This window comes from Eubacterium sp. 14-2, from assembly GCF_000403845.2.
Classification (GTDB): Bacteria; Bacillota; Clostridia; order Lachnospirales; family Lachnospiraceae; genus Petralouisia.
On the sequence record NZ_KE159567.1, the window covers coordinates 1,072,762 to 1,090,724 of the forward strand.

General features: G+C 43.8%; 15 protein-coding genes. 10 read left to right on the top strand and 5 right to left on the bottom strand.

Going from position 1 to position 17,963, the window contains the following annotated elements; genetic code table 11:
• Window positions 1-631 precede the first annotated feature (631 nt).
• The 6 genes from C805_RS0104825 to C805_RS12120 all read left to right on the top strand — a co-directional run bounded on the left by C805_RS0104825 (window position 632) and on the right by C805_RS12120 (window position 10,379).
• Entirely contained in the window at window positions 632-7,267 is a 6,636-nt protein-coding gene (locus tag C805_RS0104825) for a DEAD/DEAH box helicase family protein (protein ID WP_242832685.1), read from the top strand.
• Entirely contained in the window at window positions 7,264-7,905 is a 642-nt protein-coding gene (locus C805_RS12100) for a class D sortase (protein WP_034228655.1), read from the top strand. Before C805_RS0104825 ends, C805_RS12100 begins: the two co-directional genes overlap by 4 nt.
• A 1-nt stretch (window position 7,906) precedes the next feature.
• Window positions 7,907-8,374 (top strand): hypothetical protein, encoded by a 468-nt coding sequence (locus tag C805_RS12105; protein WP_004055714.1) that lies wholly within the window; start codon window positions 7,907-7,909, stop codon window positions 8,372-8,374.
• Window positions 8,280-8,669: a hypothetical protein gene (locus C805_RS12110; protein ID WP_022751014.1), complete on the top strand. Its 390-nt coding sequence runs from the start codon at window positions 8,280-8,282 to the stop codon at window positions 8,667-8,669. The genes C805_RS12105 and C805_RS12110 overlap by 95 nt, the downstream gene beginning before the upstream one ends.
• A complete protein-coding gene (locus C805_RS12115) occupies window positions 8,666-9,424 on the top strand; it encodes a SpoVG family protein (protein ID WP_022751015.1) in 759 nt (252 codons plus the stop codon). Before C805_RS12110 ends, C805_RS12115 begins: the two co-directional genes overlap by 4 nt.
• A gap of 61 nt (window positions 9,425-9,485) precedes the next feature.
• The gene (locus C805_RS12120) at window positions 9,486-10,379 is read left to right on the top strand and encodes a DUF6674 family protein (RefSeq protein WP_016214138.1); all 894 of its coding nucleotides are present in this window, start codon (window positions 9,486-9,488) and stop codon (window positions 10,377-10,379) included.
• A gap of 145 nt (window positions 10,380-10,524) precedes the next feature.
• Here the strand turns inward: C805_RS12120 and C805_RS12125 are convergent, their stop codons facing one another.
• On the bottom strand, window positions 10,525-11,601 hold the full coding sequence (locus tag C805_RS12125; protein WP_016214139.1) for a hypothetical protein: 1,077 nt from the start codon (window positions 11,599-11,601) through the stop codon (window positions 10,525-10,527).
• Between the two features lie 98 nt (window positions 11,602-11,699).
• Window positions 11,700-12,407: a YiiX/YebB-like N1pC/P60 family cysteine hydrolase gene (locus C805_RS25140; RefSeq protein ID WP_016214140.1), complete on the bottom strand. Its 708-nt coding sequence runs from the start codon at window positions 12,405-12,407 to the stop codon at window positions 11,700-11,702.
• Window positions 12,408-12,787: 380 nt separating this feature from the next.
• On the opposite strand from C805_RS25140, the gene C805_RS12130 reads away from it, so the two are divergent.
• Together C805_RS12130 and C805_RS12135 are read left to right on the top strand one after the other, a co-directional pair.
• Window positions 12,788-13,684: an HNH endonuclease signature motif containing protein gene (locus tag C805_RS12130; protein WP_016214141.1), complete on the top strand. Its 897-nt coding sequence runs from the start codon at window positions 12,788-12,790 to the stop codon at window positions 13,682-13,684.
• Window positions 13,685-13,699: 15 nt separating this feature from the next.
• Window positions 13,700-14,215 (top strand): hypothetical protein, encoded by a 516-nt coding sequence (locus C805_RS12135; RefSeq protein WP_016214142.1) that lies wholly within the window; start codon window positions 13,700-13,702, stop codon window positions 14,213-14,215.
• Window positions 14,216-14,457: 242 nt separating this feature from the next.
• Here C805_RS12135 and C805_RS12140 read toward each other — a convergent pair whose 3' ends face one another.
• A complete protein-coding gene (locus C805_RS12140) occupies window positions 14,458-15,228 on the bottom strand; it encodes a DNA-directed RNA polymerase subunit alpha C-terminal domain-containing protein (RefSeq protein WP_016214143.1) in 771 nt (256 codons plus the stop codon).
• A 297-nt stretch (window positions 15,229-15,525) separates the two neighbouring features.
• Here C805_RS12140 and C805_RS12145 point away from each other — a divergent pair, with 297 nt between their 5' ends.
• Entirely contained in the window at window positions 15,526-15,999 is a 474-nt protein-coding gene (locus tag C805_RS12145) for a hypothetical protein (RefSeq protein WP_016214144.1), read from the top strand.
• A gap of 113 nt (window positions 16,000-16,112) precedes the next feature.
• Here C805_RS12145 and C805_RS12150 read toward each other — a convergent pair whose 3' ends face one another.
• On the bottom strand, window positions 16,113-16,676 hold the full coding sequence (locus C805_RS12150) for a DUF3879 family protein (protein WP_016214145.1): 564 nt from the start codon (window positions 16,674-16,676) through the stop codon (window positions 16,113-16,115).
• 218 nt (window positions 16,677-16,894) lie between these two features.
• Here C805_RS12150 and C805_RS12155 point away from each other — a divergent pair, with 218 nt between their 5' ends.
• The gene (locus C805_RS12155) at window positions 16,895-17,128 is read left to right on the top strand and encodes a helix-turn-helix domain-containing protein (RefSeq protein WP_016214146.1); all 234 of its coding nucleotides are present in this window, start codon (window positions 16,895-16,897) and stop codon (window positions 17,126-17,128) included.
• 44 nt (window positions 17,129-17,172) lie between these two features.
• Here C805_RS12155 and C805_RS12160 read toward each other — a convergent pair whose 3' ends face one another.
• On the bottom strand, window positions 17,173-17,943 hold the full coding sequence (locus tag C805_RS12160) for a DNA-directed RNA polymerase subunit alpha C-terminal domain-containing protein (RefSeq protein ID WP_022751016.1): 771 nt from the start codon (window positions 17,941-17,943) through the stop codon (window positions 17,173-17,175).
• Window positions 17,944-17,963: the final 20 nt, after the last annotated feature.

A 17,963-nucleotide genomic window follows, 5' to 3' on the forward strand; every position in this document is an offset into this window, starting at 1 on the left:
GTTTCAGGATATTTCCGATCCGGGGGAGCGTGTGAAGGCAGTCCGTAAGGAATACGGACAGGGCGGTGCAGGCTGGCCCCTTGAGGGGGACGGGCTGCACGGATATGACACATTCCATGCAAAAGGACTCCGTTTCCAGTGGCGTGAGGGCGGGACAGAAATAGAAGGCTATATGAACTGGAAAGCCGTGGAGCGTGAACTGGGTGCGCTGATCATGACGGGGGAATATTATACGCCTCCGAAAGCATTTGATCCCGACAAAATATCGGCGGCAGTATGGCAGGAGCCTATGGATGAGTTTTTCCAGAAAAGTTTCTGGAGTCCGGTCCCAAACATGCTGTTATATGAAGTATTTACAAAAGAACTGCCCATGAGCGATAAAGCGCAGTTCATCGAAAGGGTACTCTGCCGGAATCCGTATGCAGCCAGCACAGAGAATAACCTTGAGAATGAATACGGCAGATGCAATATTGAACAGAACAACGAGGGGATTTCCATTGAATATTTTGATGGGGAAGGCACGAAGTGGAAAACGGAGCTTGACTGGTGGGACTGTGCGGCTTATGTGGAAAGCATGATAGCTGACGGGGCATACCAGACACATGAGCCTTATGACAAAATCGGGGAAATCATGGAGGAACACCCTGCCGCCACATGGATAAAAATTTTAAAAGAGGATACGGACAGGTATCTCTCGGAGGATGCGGGGCAGCACCAGCAGAACCGCCTTGAGAACCTGCACACAATCCTTGAAGCCAAAGGCATACGGGAAAAGATTGAGCTGTCATGGGATGATGCTTATGATGAAGTCATAGCCAGCGACGGGGAAAACGTGTGGCACGGCAGGCAGTTTTACGACTATCTGTATAATGAAGTGCTTGCGTCTGACAAAATCCGCAGGGACGGCAGTATCCCATATAACGTGCAGCAGCAGTTTGAACATGACAGATTTTCAAGCCATAACCCGGACAAGACCAATTTTATCCACCGGAAAACCTTTATCACGCTGGAGCTTACCGCAGATGAATGGGAAAAGCAGGAAGAAAGCCTCTGGCTGGAACCGTTGAAGGGATATTTCAATGAGGAAATCCAGTATATTTCCGTAAAGACGCTGATTTATGACATTTTTACCACAAACTTAAACATGGAAAGCAAGGCGGGGTTCCTTGCAAGCGTGTACGGGGAGCAGCGGGAAGGCTTCTTCATGTCGGAGTACACGGACAATTCCTTTGGCAAGTGCAAAATCAGCAGGGATAAGGACGGCATTGAAATCTCCTATCCACGGGCAGACGGAACAAAAGGGGAAAAGCGTGTGGATTACCGCTACTGCGCTGACCTGATCCTGCACATGATAGAGGAAAATGATTACCTGACGGAAGGAATCTTTGAGCGCTTCAGGGAAGCGCCGGGGGCATTTGCCGCAATGCCGTGGTTCATGGAAATCTACCATGAATACAAGGAACGTATGCTGCAGGAGCCGGACTTTGCGGCGGTCAGCATTGACGGGCAGGAGGAAGAACGGCAGGAAGGGCAGGAGACGGAGGCGGCAGCGGAAGAAATACCGGAAACACGGCAGACGGCGGAAAACGGACAGGAAGAAATACCGGGAACATGGCAGGCGGTGGAAAACGGACAGGAAGAAATACCGGAAGCATGGCAGACGGCAGAAAGCGGACAGGAAGAAACAGCAGAAACACAGCAGGAAGAAACAGCAGAAGTACAGCCGGGGCAGGAAGATATACAGGAAACAGCAGAGCGTGTGGAGGGGGAAGTAATAAACCCTGACGGGAGCGTGGCAAAGCCCGCTGCGGGCAGTCTGTTCCCCGAAGCGCTGCGGCAGGTGGAGGAAATGGACGGCGACCTGCGTGATGCGCTGGAAACCTACCTGACAAAATGTTCCGCAGTCGTGCCATACCAGCCGTTTTTGCAGATGGTGGCAGAAAGCAGCCTGCCAAAAGAGGACAAGCTGAATTTCTTAAACCGTACCATAAACCATCTGGAAGATAAGGAACAGACAAAGGCATACCACAACAACGCTTACGGTCTTGTGGAGTATATCCAGAACAGGGATGCCTTTATGGTGGACTTAAAGAGCCGGGACGGGGAGCGGGAGAGATTTTCTGCAACCTATGAACAGCTTTATTCCATTATGGAATATCTGATAAAAGCGCAGATGTTTACCGGGGAGATACGGATGTCGGCATACCTGCGAGATTTTGCAAAGCTGCCGTATGAAAAGATGTCTGCTTTGGAAAAGCAGTTTGATGACAAACTCACCAGCCTGCGGAACAGGCAGCGGAAAGGGAACTTCCACTTTGAGGAGGCTGAACTGCCAAAGGGCGGACCGAAAACAAGATACCAGTGGAACGTGGAGGCAATCCGGCTGTTGAAGCAGATCGAACATGAGGACAGGACAGCCACACCGGAAGAACAGAAGGTGCTTGCAAGGTATGTGGGATGGGGCGGTATCGCACAGGCTTTTGACGAAAGGAATAATGACTGGCAGAAAGAATATGCGGAACTGAAAGAGCTTCTTTCCACGTCGGAATATGAGGACGCAAGGGAGACAGTCAACACGGCATTTTACACTTCCCCCGTCATCACGCAGGCAGTTTATAACGCACTGGATAAATTCGGTTTCCGTAAAGGGACTATTTTAGAGCCGGCGCTCGGCGTCGGTCATTTTTTCGGGACATTACCGGAAACCATGCAGGACAGCAGGCTTTACGGCGTGGAAAAGGACGACATCAGCGGGCGGATCGCAAAGCTGCTCTACCCCAAAGCACAGATAAAGGTAAGGGGATTTGAGGAAACGCAGTACCCTGACAACTTTTTCGATGTTGCGGTGGGCAACGTGCCGTTTGGCGATTACAAGCTCTATGACGCAAAGTACGCAAAGCACAACTTCCGTATCCATGATTATTTTTTTGCGAAAGCGCTGGATAAGGTCAGACCGGGCGGCATTGTGGCATTTATTACAAGCAAGGGGACGCTTGACAAGGCGAATCCTTCCGTAAGGAAGTACCTTGCGGAACGGGCGGAGCTGCTCGGCGCAATCCGCCTCCCCAATACAGCCTTTAAGGACAGTGCGGGAACCGATGTCACAAGCGACATCATATTTCTGCAAAAGAGGGAGCGCAAGATCGTGACGGAGCCGGACTGGGTGCATCTTGGCAGGACGGAGGACGGCATTGCGGTCAATTCCTATTTTGCGGGGCACCCGGAGATGATGCTTGGAACAATGGAGTACGATACACGCATGTTCGGCAACGGCAGCAAATACACAAGCTGCATCAACCATGACGAGAATTTTGACTTAAAATCCGCACTGGAAACAGCAGTAGGGCAGCTTTCCGGCAGGATCACCGATGTTGCGGAGCTTGCGGCGGAGGAGGAAAACACGGAGGACATCATCGAGGCTGATCCCGACGTGAAGAATTACACCTATACCTTTGTGGACGGAAAACTCTACTACCGTGAAAATTCCGTCATGTACCGCAAGGAAGTGTCGGCAACGGCGGAGGAACGCATAAAGGGCATGGACGAAATCCGCACAATCACAAGACAGCTAATCTTCATACAGACGGAAGGGTGCAGCAGCGAGGAACTGGCTGCACAGCAGAAATTACTAAATGACAGGTACGATGCCTATGTGAAAAAATACGGACCGCTGACCGGGAGGGGGAGCCAGCAGGCGTTCCGTGACGATGCGGATTACCCGCTTTTATGTTCCCTTGAGGTCGTGGACGAGGACGGAAAGGTGGAAAAGGCGGATATGTTCTACAAACAGACGATCCGTGCGAAGAATCAGGTGGAGCGTGTGGAAACGGCGGTGGAGGCGCTGAATGTGTCCGTCAATGAGTTCGGGACGGTCAATATCCCGTTCATGTTAAGCATTTATGAGCCTGACATCAGCAAGGAGATAGAAAGCCTGTCGGAAGGAAGCACACTCTCCCCGGATGCGGAGGCGGAAGTAAAGCGGTCGGTACTCTTAAAAGACCTTGAGGGGCTTGTGTATCTGGAACCCACGGAATACAATCCCGACAACCTGAACACGGGATGGAAAACGGCGGACGAATACCTGTCCGGCAACGTGCGTGACAAGCTGAGGATTGCGGAAGTGTACCGAAAGGAGAACCCGGAGCTGTTCGGTGTCAATACGGAAGCATTGAAAAACGTGCAGCCGGAACGCCTTGATGCGTCTGAAATCGACGTGCGTATCGGAACCACATGGATTGAGCCGCAGGATTATGAGGAGTTCATCTATGAGCTTCTGAAAACACCATATCGTGCAAGGGCAGTCCGCACACAGTACACAAATTCAGGGATACAGGTAAAGCTCAACACCTACAACATGAACTGGTTCATTGACGGAAAAAGGCATGACAACCATTCCGTTGCCGCAACGGAGACTTACGGCACGAAGCGGATTGACGCCTATTCCATTTTTGAGGAAACCTTAAACCTGCGTACCGTGACAGTCCGTGACAGGATAGATGACGGAGGCGGAAAGTACCATTATGAGGTAAACAAGAAAGAAACCATGCTTGCAAGGGAAAAGCAGAACCAGATGAAGGAGGCGTTCAAAAGCTGGATATTCAAGGACCAGGAACGGCGGCAGAAATATGTGGACTATTACAATGAGACATTCAACAATATCCGCCTGCGGGAGTATGACGGCTCACACCTGACATTCCCCGGAATGAACCCGGAAATCAAGCTGCGTGACCACCAGAAAAACGCAATCGCAAGGGTGCTTCTCGGCGGGAACACGCTGCTTGCGCATTGTGTAGGGGCAGGGAAAACATTTACCATGATGGCGGCATGTATGGAACAGCGGCGGCTCGGACTTGCCAACAAGAATGTCATCGTGGTGCCGAAGTCCATCGTGGGGCAGACGGCGGGGGAGTTTATGCGGCTGTACCCGTCCGCAAATATCCTTGTGGCAACGGAGCGTGACTTTGAGAAGAGCAGGAGGAAGCAGTTCGTGTCCCGTATCGCAACCGGGGACTATGACTGCATCATCATGTCGCACTCGCAGTTTGAGAAGATACCGATCTCAAAGGAACGGAAAGAGCGTATGCTGCAGGACCAGATACAGGAAATCTCCTTTGCGATTGATGAGATCAAGGCGGAAAAGGGGGAGCAGTGGACCATCAAGCAGATGGAGGCACAGAAGAAAAAGCTGGACGAACAGCTAAAGGAACTGACAGAGGAAAGCCGCAAGGATGACCTGATTACCTTTGAGGAACTGGGCATTGATTCTGTCATGGTGGACGAGGCGCATCATTTTAAAAATTTGTCGATTTTCTCCAAAATCAACAACGTGTCGGGCATATCCAGCACTGGTTCCAAGAAGGCAATGGACATGTACCTGAAATGCCAGTACCTTGATGAAATCAACGACGGCAGGGGCATCGTGTTCGCAACCGGAACCCCGGTGAGCAATACCATGTGCGAACTGTATGTGATGCAGCTCTATTTGCAGAAAAGGACACTGGAACGCATGGGGATATACCATTTCGACTCATGGGCGGCAAACTTCGGGGAAGTGACAACCGCACTGGAGCTGACCGTGGAAGGCAGCGGGTTTAAGTTCAAGAGCCGTTTCAACAAGTTTACAAACGTGCCGGAGCTTATGACCTCATTCCGTGAGGTGGCGGACGTGCAGACTGCGGATATGCTGAATCTCCCGGTTCCCGCACTGAGGGAAGGCAAGCCGATCATCGTGGAGAGCGAGCCGGACTGGTATGTGAAGCAGGTCATGGAAGAATTTGCGAAACGTGCGGAAAGGATTCACGGGGGCGGCGTTGATCCGAAAGAGGACAATTTCTTAAAGATAACGGGGGAGGCAAGGCTTTTAGGGACGGACGCAAGGCTTCTGGAACTGGATGCGCCGAATAACCCGGACGGGAAACTGAATAAGGTAGCAGCGAACGTGGCAGCCGAATATTTTGCCGGAAACAGGGACGGTAAAATCGGCTGCCAGCTTATTTTCTCGGACATCGGCACACCAAAAACAACATGGACGCCTGACTGGGCGGAGCGCATAAAAAACGGCGGGCAGTTCGACATTTACAACTACCTGAAAACCGAACTGGTAAAACAGGGTATCCCAGCGGAGGAAATCTCCTTCATACACGACGCAAAGACCGATGCACAGCGGGAGGCGCTCTTCAAGGATATGAGGAGCGGCAAAAAGAAGATACTGATCGGTTCCACGGACCAGTGCGGGACGGGCGTAAACGTGCAGGCGCACATTACGGCGATGCATCATGTTGACTGCCCGTGGAAGCCCTCCTGTATTGAGCAGCGTGAGGGGCGTGGCGTAAGGCAGGGCAATGAGAATGATGAGGTCGCAATCTACCGTTATGTCACAAAAGGGACATTTGATGCGTACTCATGGTCGCTGGTGGAAAACAAGCAGCGCTTCATCTCGCAGGTGATGACAAGCAGGGCAGTGTCAAGAACCTGTGAGGACATTGACGAGGCTACCCTTTCCTATGCGGAGATAAAAGCCGTGGCGACAGGAAACCCACTGATAAAGGAAAAGATGCAGCTTGAAAACGACGTGCAGCGGCTGAAAATGCTGAAAAGCAGTTATGACAGCCAGCGGTATTCCTTACAGGACAACTTCATGATCCGTTACCCGAAGCTGATTAAGGCGGCAACAGAGAAATTAGCCTGTGTGCGTGAGGACACAAAGACAGCGGAGGCGGCGCTCATTGCGGAGCCGGACTTTGCGATTACCGTGGACGTTGCCGGGAAAAGCACGAAATTCACGGAGCGCACAGACGGCGGGACATTCATGCTGCAGGCGGTCAGCCAGTGCAAGACCGGGGAAACCACCCATATCGGCAGTTTCAAGGGGTTTGAGCTTCTGGTGGAAAAGAACTTCATCGGGGTAAACAACATGGTGCTGCGGGGAAAGACCGACTACAAGGCGGAGCTTTCCACAAGCCCCGTGGGAAACATGGTAAAGCTGGAAAACCTCTGCCACGGCATACAGGTCAATATACCGGAACTGGAAAAGCGCATCGAGCAGTACCAGCGTGACATGGAGCAGTCAAGGCAGGAATACGAAAAGCCTTTTACACAGGAGGAGGAACTGAATGAGAAAGTGGCACGTTTGAATGAGCTGAACGTGCAGTTAGACTTGGAGAACGGAAAGACCGAAGATGTGGACCTTTGCGAAACACAGGACAATGCAAGGGTAGCGGAGCCGGGAACTTACCATTGCTTTCCGTCTGGAAAGGAGGGAAGATGATGCGTAAAATCTTGGCAGCAATATTCATTACGGCGGGACTGGCAGCTATGTCAGTCCCACTTTTCTATCATTTCTACGGAAATCAAAAGACAAATGAACTGATGGAACAGTTTGAACAAAACGTGGAACAGGAGCGGATAGAGGATGATGAAAAAGAGGAAGAAAGGGAAAGAGAGAATGAAACGGAGGCGGAGGATACCGAAGCCTCCATTAGTGAAGCGGATGCAGCCCTGTTTTCGTCCGGTAATGTGATTGGTCTGATTGAGATAGAAGCCCTAGACCTGAAATATCCCATTGTGGAGGGTGCAGACAGTAAACAGCTTGCCTATGGGATCGGGCATATATCCGACACGGCGGCAGTCGGGAGCATGGGGAACTGTGTGCTTGCCGGACACCGGGGGAGCAGGTACGGCACTTATTTCAAGTACCTGAACAGGCTCTCAGAGGGGGACACGGTAAAGGTCATGGACAAAGCAGGGAACGTGTACCTGTATGAAGTCGTTTCATGGGAAGTTGTAGGACCGTATGACAATTCCGTGAAAGCACAGGGGGAAGAAACAGAGCTTACCCTGCTGACCTGTGAGAACAGCGGGACAATGCGGCTGATTTACCATTGTATCTACAAGGAGGGCGAATAGCATGGAAGAAAACAGCAGGAAGTACCAGTTTGGCACGATAGAGGACATTCTGCGGGGATGTGAAGCCGAGCCGACGGAACCGGACAGGCAGACGGAAATGGACGGCGGCATACTGCTGACCAGCGGCGTCCATGTCTATCTGCCACGCCATGAAATCAACGTGCATGAGGGATTTTTCTGTCACATGGCAGACGGGCAGCTTGAACCGCTGTATTTCCTGACCGTCATTTATGACAGGGCGGATAAAGAATTTCTGTATGATGCGGAAGAAAACTTCGTGGACACGGTGCATCAATGGCTGAAAGGAAAATGCACACCGGAACAGTTGGAACAGGAACCTTGTGAGGTAAAAGGGATTAAGGAGGATATTGTCTATGGAAAAAGCATACAGACTGGGGGAAGTGGAGGAAATCCTTGCAGAGATGGAACAGCTTGCGGAAGTCCCGGACGACATCATGGAAAGCGATGAGGATTACCAGATCGTCATCAGCGGGTGGCATGTGCATATCCCGGAACTGGGGCTGAACCTGCATGAAGGCGTTTACTGCAATTATGACGGGGAGGAGGACGGCTATCTGCCTGATTTTGCAGTAACCGTCGTGAAAGAGGAAGGGCAGGACGAATGGATTTACTATGAGCAGGACGGCTTCCTGATAACCCTTGCGAATTACCTTCATGGGAAAACAGATTTGGATTTAGGGCAGTTGGGACAATTATCCTGTTTTATCCGTATGCCGGAGAAAAGCCTGCCAGCGGAAGAATGAACCTGCCTGACACTCTGAAAAGGAAAGGCAGTTCAGATAACAAAATAATATTTCATCGTCCAGAAGGGGCAGAAAAGGAGGAACTTATGGAGTATTCCATCCAGTTGAACGCAGTAAACAACCCGGAAAAGAGTGTGCGGGCATTTGCAACCCTCGTGTTCGGGGACAGCTTCAAGGTCACGAATGTAGCGGTGCTTGAGGGCAGCAAGGGCAATTTCGTGTCTATGCCCAGTTTCCGCACAAAGGAGAGGGACGAACACAACAATCCGGTCTATAAGGACGTCTGCAACCCGATCACGAAGGAATTCCGTGAGGAACTGTACAACGACATCTTAAAGCTCTATGAAGAAATGGAGCAGACAGGCAAGGCAGAGGTCAAGATGGAGGCGGAGGAGCCGGACGAGCCGGAGTTTACGGTAAGGGTAACGCCTTTTGAGCGTGAGGGCAGCAACATGGTAGGTCTTGCGAGCATCGTGCTGAATGACAGCTTTGCGGTGGGCAATGTAAGCGTGGTGGAGGGCAAGAACGGAATGTTCGTGGCAATGCCGTCCTATAAGGCAGGCAACAGGTACAGGGACGTTTGTTTCCCGATCACAAAGGAGTTCAGGGAAAAGCTCAACGATGCGGTGCTTGAGACGTACCATCAGGCAAAGGAACAGGCAGTGCAGGAGGGAAAGGAGCGTGCATCACAGCAGATGCAGACCGATGACAGGGGCTTTATGAAAGCCAGCGGGGAGCCGCTGCCGTTCCGATAGGCAGAACCAGTAACCAGAAAGGGGCAGGGCGGGGAACCGCCCTGCGGAAAGGAAAAGAAAAATGGAAATGACAGCAAACGTGGAACTTACAAAGGAAAAAAATCTCATGGAGCTGCTCGATCTGCTCCGTAAAAACAATATGAAAGAGGCTGCAAACAGCATCTTTGAAATGGCGGCGTATGTCGATGTCATGGAGAAAAAGATGGATTCGGTCTTAGATGAGCTTACGACAGTTAAAAACCAGCTTCATAAGATGGAAGAGCGTGAGGCAGAGAAAGGGCTGAAACAGTCACTCAAAAGGGCAGTAAACAAGCTGGAACAGGACTGCAAAGCCATGAAAGAAAAACTGTTTGAAGTCAAGACAGAGATCAAGGCAAAGGCAGGGGAAATCGTGACGGCGGCAAAGCAGAAAGGGAAAGCTGCCCTGAACAAAGTGGCAGAATTTCTTGGAATTAAGAAAAAGTTAGAGGGTATCCGCCAGAATGTGCAGGAGTCCATAGCAGACGTGGATAAGAGCATTGGAAAGATAGACGCTTTCGGCACAGGCATGAGGGAAGCCGGACAGAAGATCGCCAACACATTCCGTACCTTTGCGGATAAACCGGAAAAGGAATATGGGGAAAAGAAGTTCTCAAAGACAGAACTAATAAAGAAGCCCTTTCAGGCAAAGAGAAAGCTGCTGTCAGGTATCTTAAACTGTGCGGATGCCGCCATAGAAAAGACAGAGCAGCTTGCCGCAGACGTGAAAAAGTACCAGACGGATAAGGCAGAACGGGAAACAGGCAGCGTTGAAAGCATGGAGGCTGTTAATCCGGTTGAACTTGCAGTAGTGGCAGAGCCGGAGTTCCAGTACGGGGCAGAGGCGTTTGAGGCACACCAGCAGGAAACAACAAAGGTGATGGCAACGGATAAAGCGACAAAGAAAGAGCCTGTAAAGAACGGAAAGAGCCGATAGGGAAAAGTCCTCTTGAATTGAACTTAGGTTTGATTCAGGAGGATTTTTTGTTTTGATAGTACATTTTATTCACAATCCCATAAAATGAGCAAGTCAATAGAAAAATACTCTCACTTTGACTTGCTCGTGTTGTTTAGATTTTTAATTAGTTGTGATTTTCTATAACCGGAAAAAAGATAATGCTATCGTAATTTTTATTTTCTATTGATAAAGGAGTGCTTTTCATTTGATTATTTAAAATATCATAATCTACAATAAAACCTAGATTTACATATCCATTCTTGTTCTCTGTAGCTTCATTTCGAGAAAAGAAGTATACATGGTTTTCATTTATCAAAGAACTGCTGACATAAGTATTTTGTGGTAAACTGCTTAATTCGACAATAGTGCTATCGGATTCTATTTTGCAAATTATATTATCAAACACACCATATAAAAAGTTATTAAATGAAAAAATACTGCTAATATTTTTATCAAAATTCATAGAGGTCAATTTTTCTAATGAATCCATATCAAGTATATCTATTTCTTTTATATATCCATTCATATCTGCAACTGAACAATATAAATTGCCATCATAGAGAACAACTTCCTTATAGTCTCTATTAGGTGATGTTATATTTTCTTTAATTGTTGAATCGGCTAAGTTGTATTTGATTATTTTACCGCTCCATTGATCTTTTTCTAAATTGAGATATGAACCGATAATGTAAACAGTATTATTTTCGCACAAAATATCCGAGGCAAAAATGTCAAATATCTTTTTTTCTAAAATGTTCCCTTGTATATCTTGAATTACAAACAAATTTTGATAAGTATTATCTGTTATGTTGCCATTCATCACAGCAACGATGTTTTCATTATTAATAGTAATAGTCGTGACACCAGAATAATTTGGATTATCCAAAAGATTAAATTCGGTGACATTTCCTTGCGTATCTATTAGTAGATGGTTATTAGCCCTGTTTCCCCCCGCAATGAAAGTGTTATCTACTAAATCGCTTTTTGAAATATCTTGGATTTTTAATGATTCCTGACTTGTAATATTTCCATCTATATCAATTCCGACTAAACCGCCAGATTTATTTAACATATCAGAATGTACGATATAATATGCAGTTTTTTCAGTAGAAAAACTGTTTTTTTTGAATATTTTGTTGCAAAAAATACATATAGTAACTATAACTAGGATGCAGCCTATTGTTAATAATCTTTTCTTCATAAATTATCTCCACTTTAAAATCAGCCAGTGTAATTGGAAGTATTGCACTGGCTGATAAAAATAAATTATTGAATCCACTTCGCAATTTGCGAATTAAATTACTGAACCTTTTTTACAATGTAAGTATTCGATGAATTTACCAGATCGGCAGGCGCAATGATAGCATTTGGAATTGAACCTGTTTCGCAGTTGATTCCTGCATCTAACCAAGCCTGCCATACTAACTGACTGCAATAAAACTTTTCAGTGGTGGTTTTGTTAGTGAATACCCAGTTGTACGGTTTTCCAACCTGTTTTGCGGCAAAAGCGGCGGCTGTAGAATATTGTGAGGAGGAAGCTCCGTTAGGACGAACTAAAAGTGCGCCTGACTTGGTATTCCATGTGTTATCGTAATATTGAACGCCATCTTTATCTATAGGACTCCAATTCTTGGCATACGATTCTATCGTTTTTGCACTGTTTGAGGAAACGATGGCAGCATGTCCAGCAAAGCCAACACTTCCGGAGTCAATCATAAGACTTACTAAAATATCTCCGTAAGTTCCTAATGCTGAACTTCTTGTTTCCGGCAGATCGGATTTGACATCGTTCTCAGCGGCGATTCTGCCTTCTTCCAACATTGCAGGAAGATTGCGTTCAATTTCAGCGATAACTGCCTGATCTTCTGCGTATAATTCCTCGTACATTTTTGTTGTTTCTTCATCGTAATTAGGCATGTTCGCTTCCTGTGCAAAGGCGGTGGTTGAAAAAGAGCATACCATCGCAAGGGATAAGGCAAGGGCAATAAAATTTTTTGTTGTTTTCATTTCTAATCCTCCTAATTTAATTCTAATCAGTTATGTGGTATTAATTTTAGTAGCGCATTATAATCTCCCCCTTTCTCAAAAAGCAATATATGATATTTTAAGCATATCATATGCTAAAAAAGATTCATATGCCGTTTTCTGCAAAAACAGGTCGCTTTCTGCAAGGGATATTGAATTATTCAAGAAAATTATTAGAATATATTAAAATACAGATAATTTCATAAGTTATTTTTATTGAATAGGAGGTGAATCCGATGGTTTGAATTAGGCTGTGTATTCATAAACATAAAAACACAGAAGATTATAGTGAAAAAAGTACAGGTCTTGTTCTTGTATGTGTATTATAATCACTGATAACAAAATTGAAAGAGAGGTATTTTATGATTAAGAAACATTTCACAAAAATCTTATGTTTAGCTTTATCGCTCATAATGGTCATGAGCATGGGAACATCTGTATTTGCGAGCGAAACCGATGATAATGGTAGTATTCCTGCTGTCGAAGATACAGCTATTTTCACTAGCGATACGTTTTTCTACAATGCCGAAACTGGCGAAACCGTTGCCGAAAATGGTGAACCATTTGCTTTTGATGATATTGAATTTGAATTTGAAGAGTCTGAAAGCCAAGATGGTATATCTACGGCAGATGTATCAATCGAGATTTATTTGCTTCGTGGAGGATTGAAAAGAACCAGCAATGGAACATTTACATGGTGGTTTAATACTGATTGCCCAACATCTCCGATTAATAAACCTAATATTAAAGTGACTGCACAGTTACAGGGAAATTTCACTACAGGTTCGACATTTTCAAATGTTGGAAGTCCTGTATATCATACTTATAATACAAATGCCGAGTATGGAATTGATTATACATGGACAAGCACTGCGAAAACAGGTTACTATCGTATCAAATTTACACTAACGGATTATGATGCTGGCGGTAAAGTTCAATCTGCTAATACTAATTCACAACTTTGGAATAGAACAGGTCATGCATGGACTTTTTCATTTAGTGATAGTGCTAGTGGAAAATACTTGCCTAAACCGCCAGCAAACTATACAAAAGGAGCTACATCAACACGTCCATCAAATCTAGCTGATACTTATTATACTACATATACGAACAATACAGGGGTAACCCTAAATCGTTCTTTATATGATGTTCATCATATTCAGCCATTAGCTTATGGCGGCAATAATAGCTATAGTAATCTTATTCATCTGCCGAAAGCAACACATACAAGTGTGACAAGTTGGTGGGCTGGATATTAAGAAAGGAAGATTCCATTGAGCAACGAGTACGAAAAATTTCAAAAACTGAAAGTAGATACCTCGTGTATTGGATTGGCTCGTGAAGAAAATTCTAAATATTTTTGTACTCCAATAGGAGCAACTATAATCGGGTGGGATAATGGAATACATTATATTTTTATAAAAGGTTTTGATGAAATGGTTTTTGCTGTAAATCCGGATACTGTTTGTGACTATTATGTGTACCCATTAGCTAATAATTTCTCTGACTTCTTAAGTCTTGTACTTGCAACAAAGGGAACTAATACATTACAACAAATTATTCAATGGGATAAACAGCAATATATGGATTTTTCCAGTTCTCCTGATGAAGTTGAATATGCTTCTAGCAAAAAGGTTATAGAAGCATTGGAAGCAATACGCTCAATTGGGGTTTTGCCAATGGAAAACCCTTTTGAGTATGTAAAAAAAATACAAAATAGTTTTCAGTATTCAAAAATAGTTTTTAGCGATGAGTTTTATGATATTACAGGGCAAGAGAAGTTAAACTAATTGCGAATATAACTAGAAAACTGCGGTTATCTTATTTTAGTTTTAACCTATAAGTCAATTTAGAAAGAACCTTCAGGATATGAAATTGAACTTTAGTGAATTATTGAATATGAAGGAAATGGAAAAACTGATTTCATAAACAAATCGGTGTCCGTTATGACTGGAAAGGCTAATAGCGGAAAAATCCCCTTGAATCAGATGGTGATTGTTCAAGGGGATTTTTTATCTCTATAAATAGATACTTATTTTTGATATTCTACTAACATCGCTTTTACACTAGACAATATTGCCGAAGGCATACTCTCAATATATTCTTCAGAGCAGGATCGTAGTTCTGCAATAGTATCAATCCGGTATTTTCTGCTTATTTTCTGAGCAATTTTTCCTGATAAAAGTTCAAACAGATATTGATCTTCCCATTCTTGAAAGACAACTCCATTATCCTTTAAGATATAATATGCTTTCATGGTGTCGTAGTAATATTGCTGGCATATGATATGTAAATCATGCGTGGTTATTTTGTTGAAATCGTCAATAGAAGCAAGATTGTACTTATAGAGAGTTTCGTAATGCCTAGAAGTAAAAGGCAAGTGATATTGAGCCAAACTTTCTTTAATGCTTTGTACAGAGTGCAGCTCTATATGATATGCCTGACATAGTTCTTCCAGCTCAATCATTGTTTGCTCTCCGAGGTTGCGCAAACTTGCAAGTTCTTCTTTGGAACATAAAGTTAATTGAGATAAGTAGAGGAAATAATTTCTCTCAAGAATATGGAAAAGCCTTTTGGACATAGAAACATCGTAAATTGACACTGCATTGTCTGGGGGCAGTAAATATCCAGCATCATTGAGTTCCTGAATGATGGAATAAATATGATGAAGTTTAAAGGGGAATTTCTGAATCAAAGATATATAGTTTTGACCTTCCAGATCGGAAACCATAGTGAATCCCAGTTCATGAAGTATATTTTTAGCATGGTAAGAAATTTTCAAATCATTTATCTGTAAATCCATAAAAAACACTCCTTTATGATTTATTTTACTTGATATAAATGTAATTTTGCAATACATTAAGCAGAAAATGACAATATTAAGCAGAAAATGATTAATATATGAGATTCAAGCAGATAATCCCGATTTGTAGAAGCAATGCAATAAACAGAGGGCATATAATTACCGTTTTCTGCAATAATGAACCGTATTCTGCAAAGGAAATTGAAGATTTTGTATGTTTTGGTATTATATAGTTGTTCATGTATTGCAGCCACATAAAAGAATATATTATCATGTTTTGTAAGGAGGTATTTGGAAATGAAGAAATTATTATCATTGATTACCTGTTTTGCACTTTGTGTAATGCTTGTAATGCCTGTTTCAGCAGCCGAAGTAAAAGCAACAGAGAATGTGGCAGTTGAGGAGGCTGTGATTGAAAATGAAGCTGTAGCATATTCAACAGGTTATTTTACTGGACAGACAGGAAAAATGAACTCATGGGAAGGTACAGAGTCAGCGGCATATACTATTTCATCAGGATCTATTCCCAGAGAGGCAGTTGTAACAAAAGTTACTCTCAATGTGACAGTTAGCTCAGGCAGTTCAGGATTTTATATTTTTGTAGAATGTCCTGATGGTACATATGCAGAAAGGTATGTGTCAAGAAGTGGACAAATAACAATTACTGATCTGAATGGACATTTGGCTTATGGTAAATGGAAAATTTCTATCATGTCCGTAGGTCAGGTTTCTACTGCAACTGCTCGGATGAGGGTGGATTATTCATATTAATACAGACTTTTAATGTGGTTGTGTGCGGTGAGCAAAATGAAGGTGCTATACTTTCTTGACTTAAGTATAGCACCTTTGTAATGTTAATTTCTGCTTTGTAAGATTTTCAACAGCTAAATAAATGTGTCAAATTGATTCTTTCTTGTGTTTGAACCGTTTATTTCTGAATTGAACAATGTCTCATCAGAAAATATTTCGTCTAAAATATCTTGTGAAACGGGTTTTCCTACAGTCCAACCGGGTACTTTTTCTTTAATAGCATTAGAAATTTTTTTAGAAAAATTCTTTTCCAATTGTCCCAATGTATAGGCGGCAGATACACGATCACTTGTTTTTAACGTTTTATAGTATTCGTTTTTTGCACGAGCTAAAGTCTCCCATTCTGCTTCATTATCACCAGACATTCCGTAGTATTTGTAAAATGAATCCTTTACGCTGTTAAAAATCTTCTGCTTCATTTCATCAGATACTTTAATGATTTTTTTGGCATTTGGATTATTAGTAGCACACATTCCCTCAACACCATAAGAATTTTTGCGATGTCCTGATAAGAAATCTGCCAATGTATTTCTGTGTCCATTATTGTTCACGGATGTTGAGTTTATTTTGGGTTGGGAAAAAGCTGTTTTCTGAGGAAAGAGCTTTGAGATAGTCATATTTGTCAGTCCTATACGCATATGCAAACCTCCTTAAATACTTTTTGTTTAAGTATAGCATATCTTTGAGATTATATATATGCCGTTTTCTGCAACAGAAGGTCATTTTCTGCTATGAATATCCGTTTTGTGCAATTAAAATTACAGATTATGGACTGAAATCAGTCCCTTATCAGTAAAAGCATTGAATGCAATATTTACAAATAGGACTAAAACGGGTTCATGGGTATGGTGATAATATGGAGCAGAAAATAAAGCAGGATGAAATATTTATTGGGCAGAATATTAGGCGGCTTAGGAAAGAGAAAGGTATCCGGCAGACAGAAATGGTGGCGCTGATGCAATTACAAAATGTATCTGTCACCAGAGAAGCATTAGTCAAAATAGAGAGAGGCATACAGCATATACAGGCATCACAGCTTAGGGCAATCCGAAATGTATTAAAAACAACATATGATGAATTGCTGAAATAAGAATGACAGATCGGTGTGACCTGTCATTCAACTATTTTACATATCTATCCAATTGATAACAAATTCTTTATTGCTACTGAAAATGAATTTGAAGATGAAATCTGCTGTCTTAATTTCTGCTCATCACATGCAGGGATTTGTGAAAGCAGGCTGACTTTATGTTTTTTCCAGAGCATAGCGGCTTTTTTTTCAGGCAGGATCTCAAAGATAAATTTGTCCTCCCAGTTATTAAATGCAATTCCATTCTCTCTTAAAATAAAGTAAATTCGCATGGTAAGGCTGTAATCTTCCTGACATATATGGTATAAGTCCTTAGCTGTTTTATGTTTAAAGTCGTCCATGCAGGATATATTGTACTGGAACAGCAGGGGGTAGATTTTTTGGGGGAACTGGTATTTATCAAAATACTCTTTGATGGATAACATTGACCGTATTTCAATATGATACGCCCTACAGATCTGTTCCAGCTCTATTGCTGTTTTTTCTCCTAAATTTCTAAAATGCAGGATTCTTTCTTTGGGATAGGAAGAAAGCTGCGAAAGATACATAACGCCATTTTGTATAAGGGCATTTTGTAACCGCTTTGACATAGAGACATCATAAACTGATATTTCGTCGCTTGGCGGTAACAGATGACCTAATGCGTTTAATTCGTTGATTATGGGTTCTAAATTAAAATTCTTGGGGAACTTGTCTATCAGAGTGATATAGTTTTGCCCTTCCAGTTCTGAAACCTTTGTCAAACCTACGCTTTTCAGGGCAGCTTTGGCAGCAGCAGAAATATTTAGGTCTTGTATGTTCATATCTAATATCATTGCTCCTTTATTTTGGGGAT

Coding starts and splice junctions, on each gene's coding strand:
- C805_RS0104825 (WP_242832685.1), top strand. CDS start 632: ATGGAGGAACACCCTGCCGCCACATGGATAAAAATTTTAAAAGAGGAT.
- C805_RS12100 (WP_034228655.1), top strand. CDS start 7,264: ATGATGCGTAAAATCTTGGCAGCAATATTCATTACGGCGGGACTGGCA.
- C805_RS12105 (WP_004055714.1), top strand. CDS start 7,907: ATGGAAGAAAACAGCAGGAAGTACCAGTTTGGCACGATAGAGGACATT.
- C805_RS12110 (WP_022751014.1), top strand. CDS start 8,280: ATGGAAAAAGCATACAGACTGGGGGAAGTGGAGGAAATCCTTGCAGAG.
- C805_RS12115 (WP_022751015.1), top strand. CDS start 8,666: ATGAACCTGCCTGACACTCTGAAAAGGAAAGGCAGTTCAGATAACAAA.
- C805_RS12120 (WP_016214138.1), top strand. CDS start 9,486: ATGGAAATGACAGCAAACGTGGAACTTACAAAGGAAAAAAATCTCATG.
- C805_RS12125 (WP_016214139.1), bottom strand. CDS start 11,601: ATGAAGAAAAGATTATTAACAATAGGCTGCATCCTAGTTATAGTTACT.
- C805_RS25140 (WP_016214140.1), bottom strand. CDS start 12,407: ATGAAAACAACAAAAAATTTTATTGCCCTTGCCTTATCCCTTGCGATG.
- C805_RS12130 (WP_016214141.1), top strand. CDS start 12,788: ATGATTAAGAAACATTTCACAAAAATCTTATGTTTAGCTTTATCGCTC.
- C805_RS12140 (WP_016214143.1), bottom strand. CDS start 15,228: ATGGATTTACAGATAAATGATTTGAAAATTTCTTACCATGCTAAAAAT.
- C805_RS12145 (WP_016214144.1), top strand. CDS start 15,526: ATGAAGAAATTATTATCATTGATTACCTGTTTTGCACTTTGTGTAATG.
- C805_RS12150 (WP_016214145.1), bottom strand. CDS start 16,676: ATGCGTATAGGACTGACAAATATGACTATCTCAAAGCTCTTTCCTCAG.
- C805_RS12155 (WP_016214146.1), top strand. CDS start 16,895: ATGGAGCAGAAAATAAAGCAGGATGAAATATTTATTGGGCAGAATATT.
- C805_RS12160 (WP_022751016.1), bottom strand. CDS start 17,943: ATGATATTAGATATGAACATACAAGACCTAAATATTTCTGCTGCTGCC.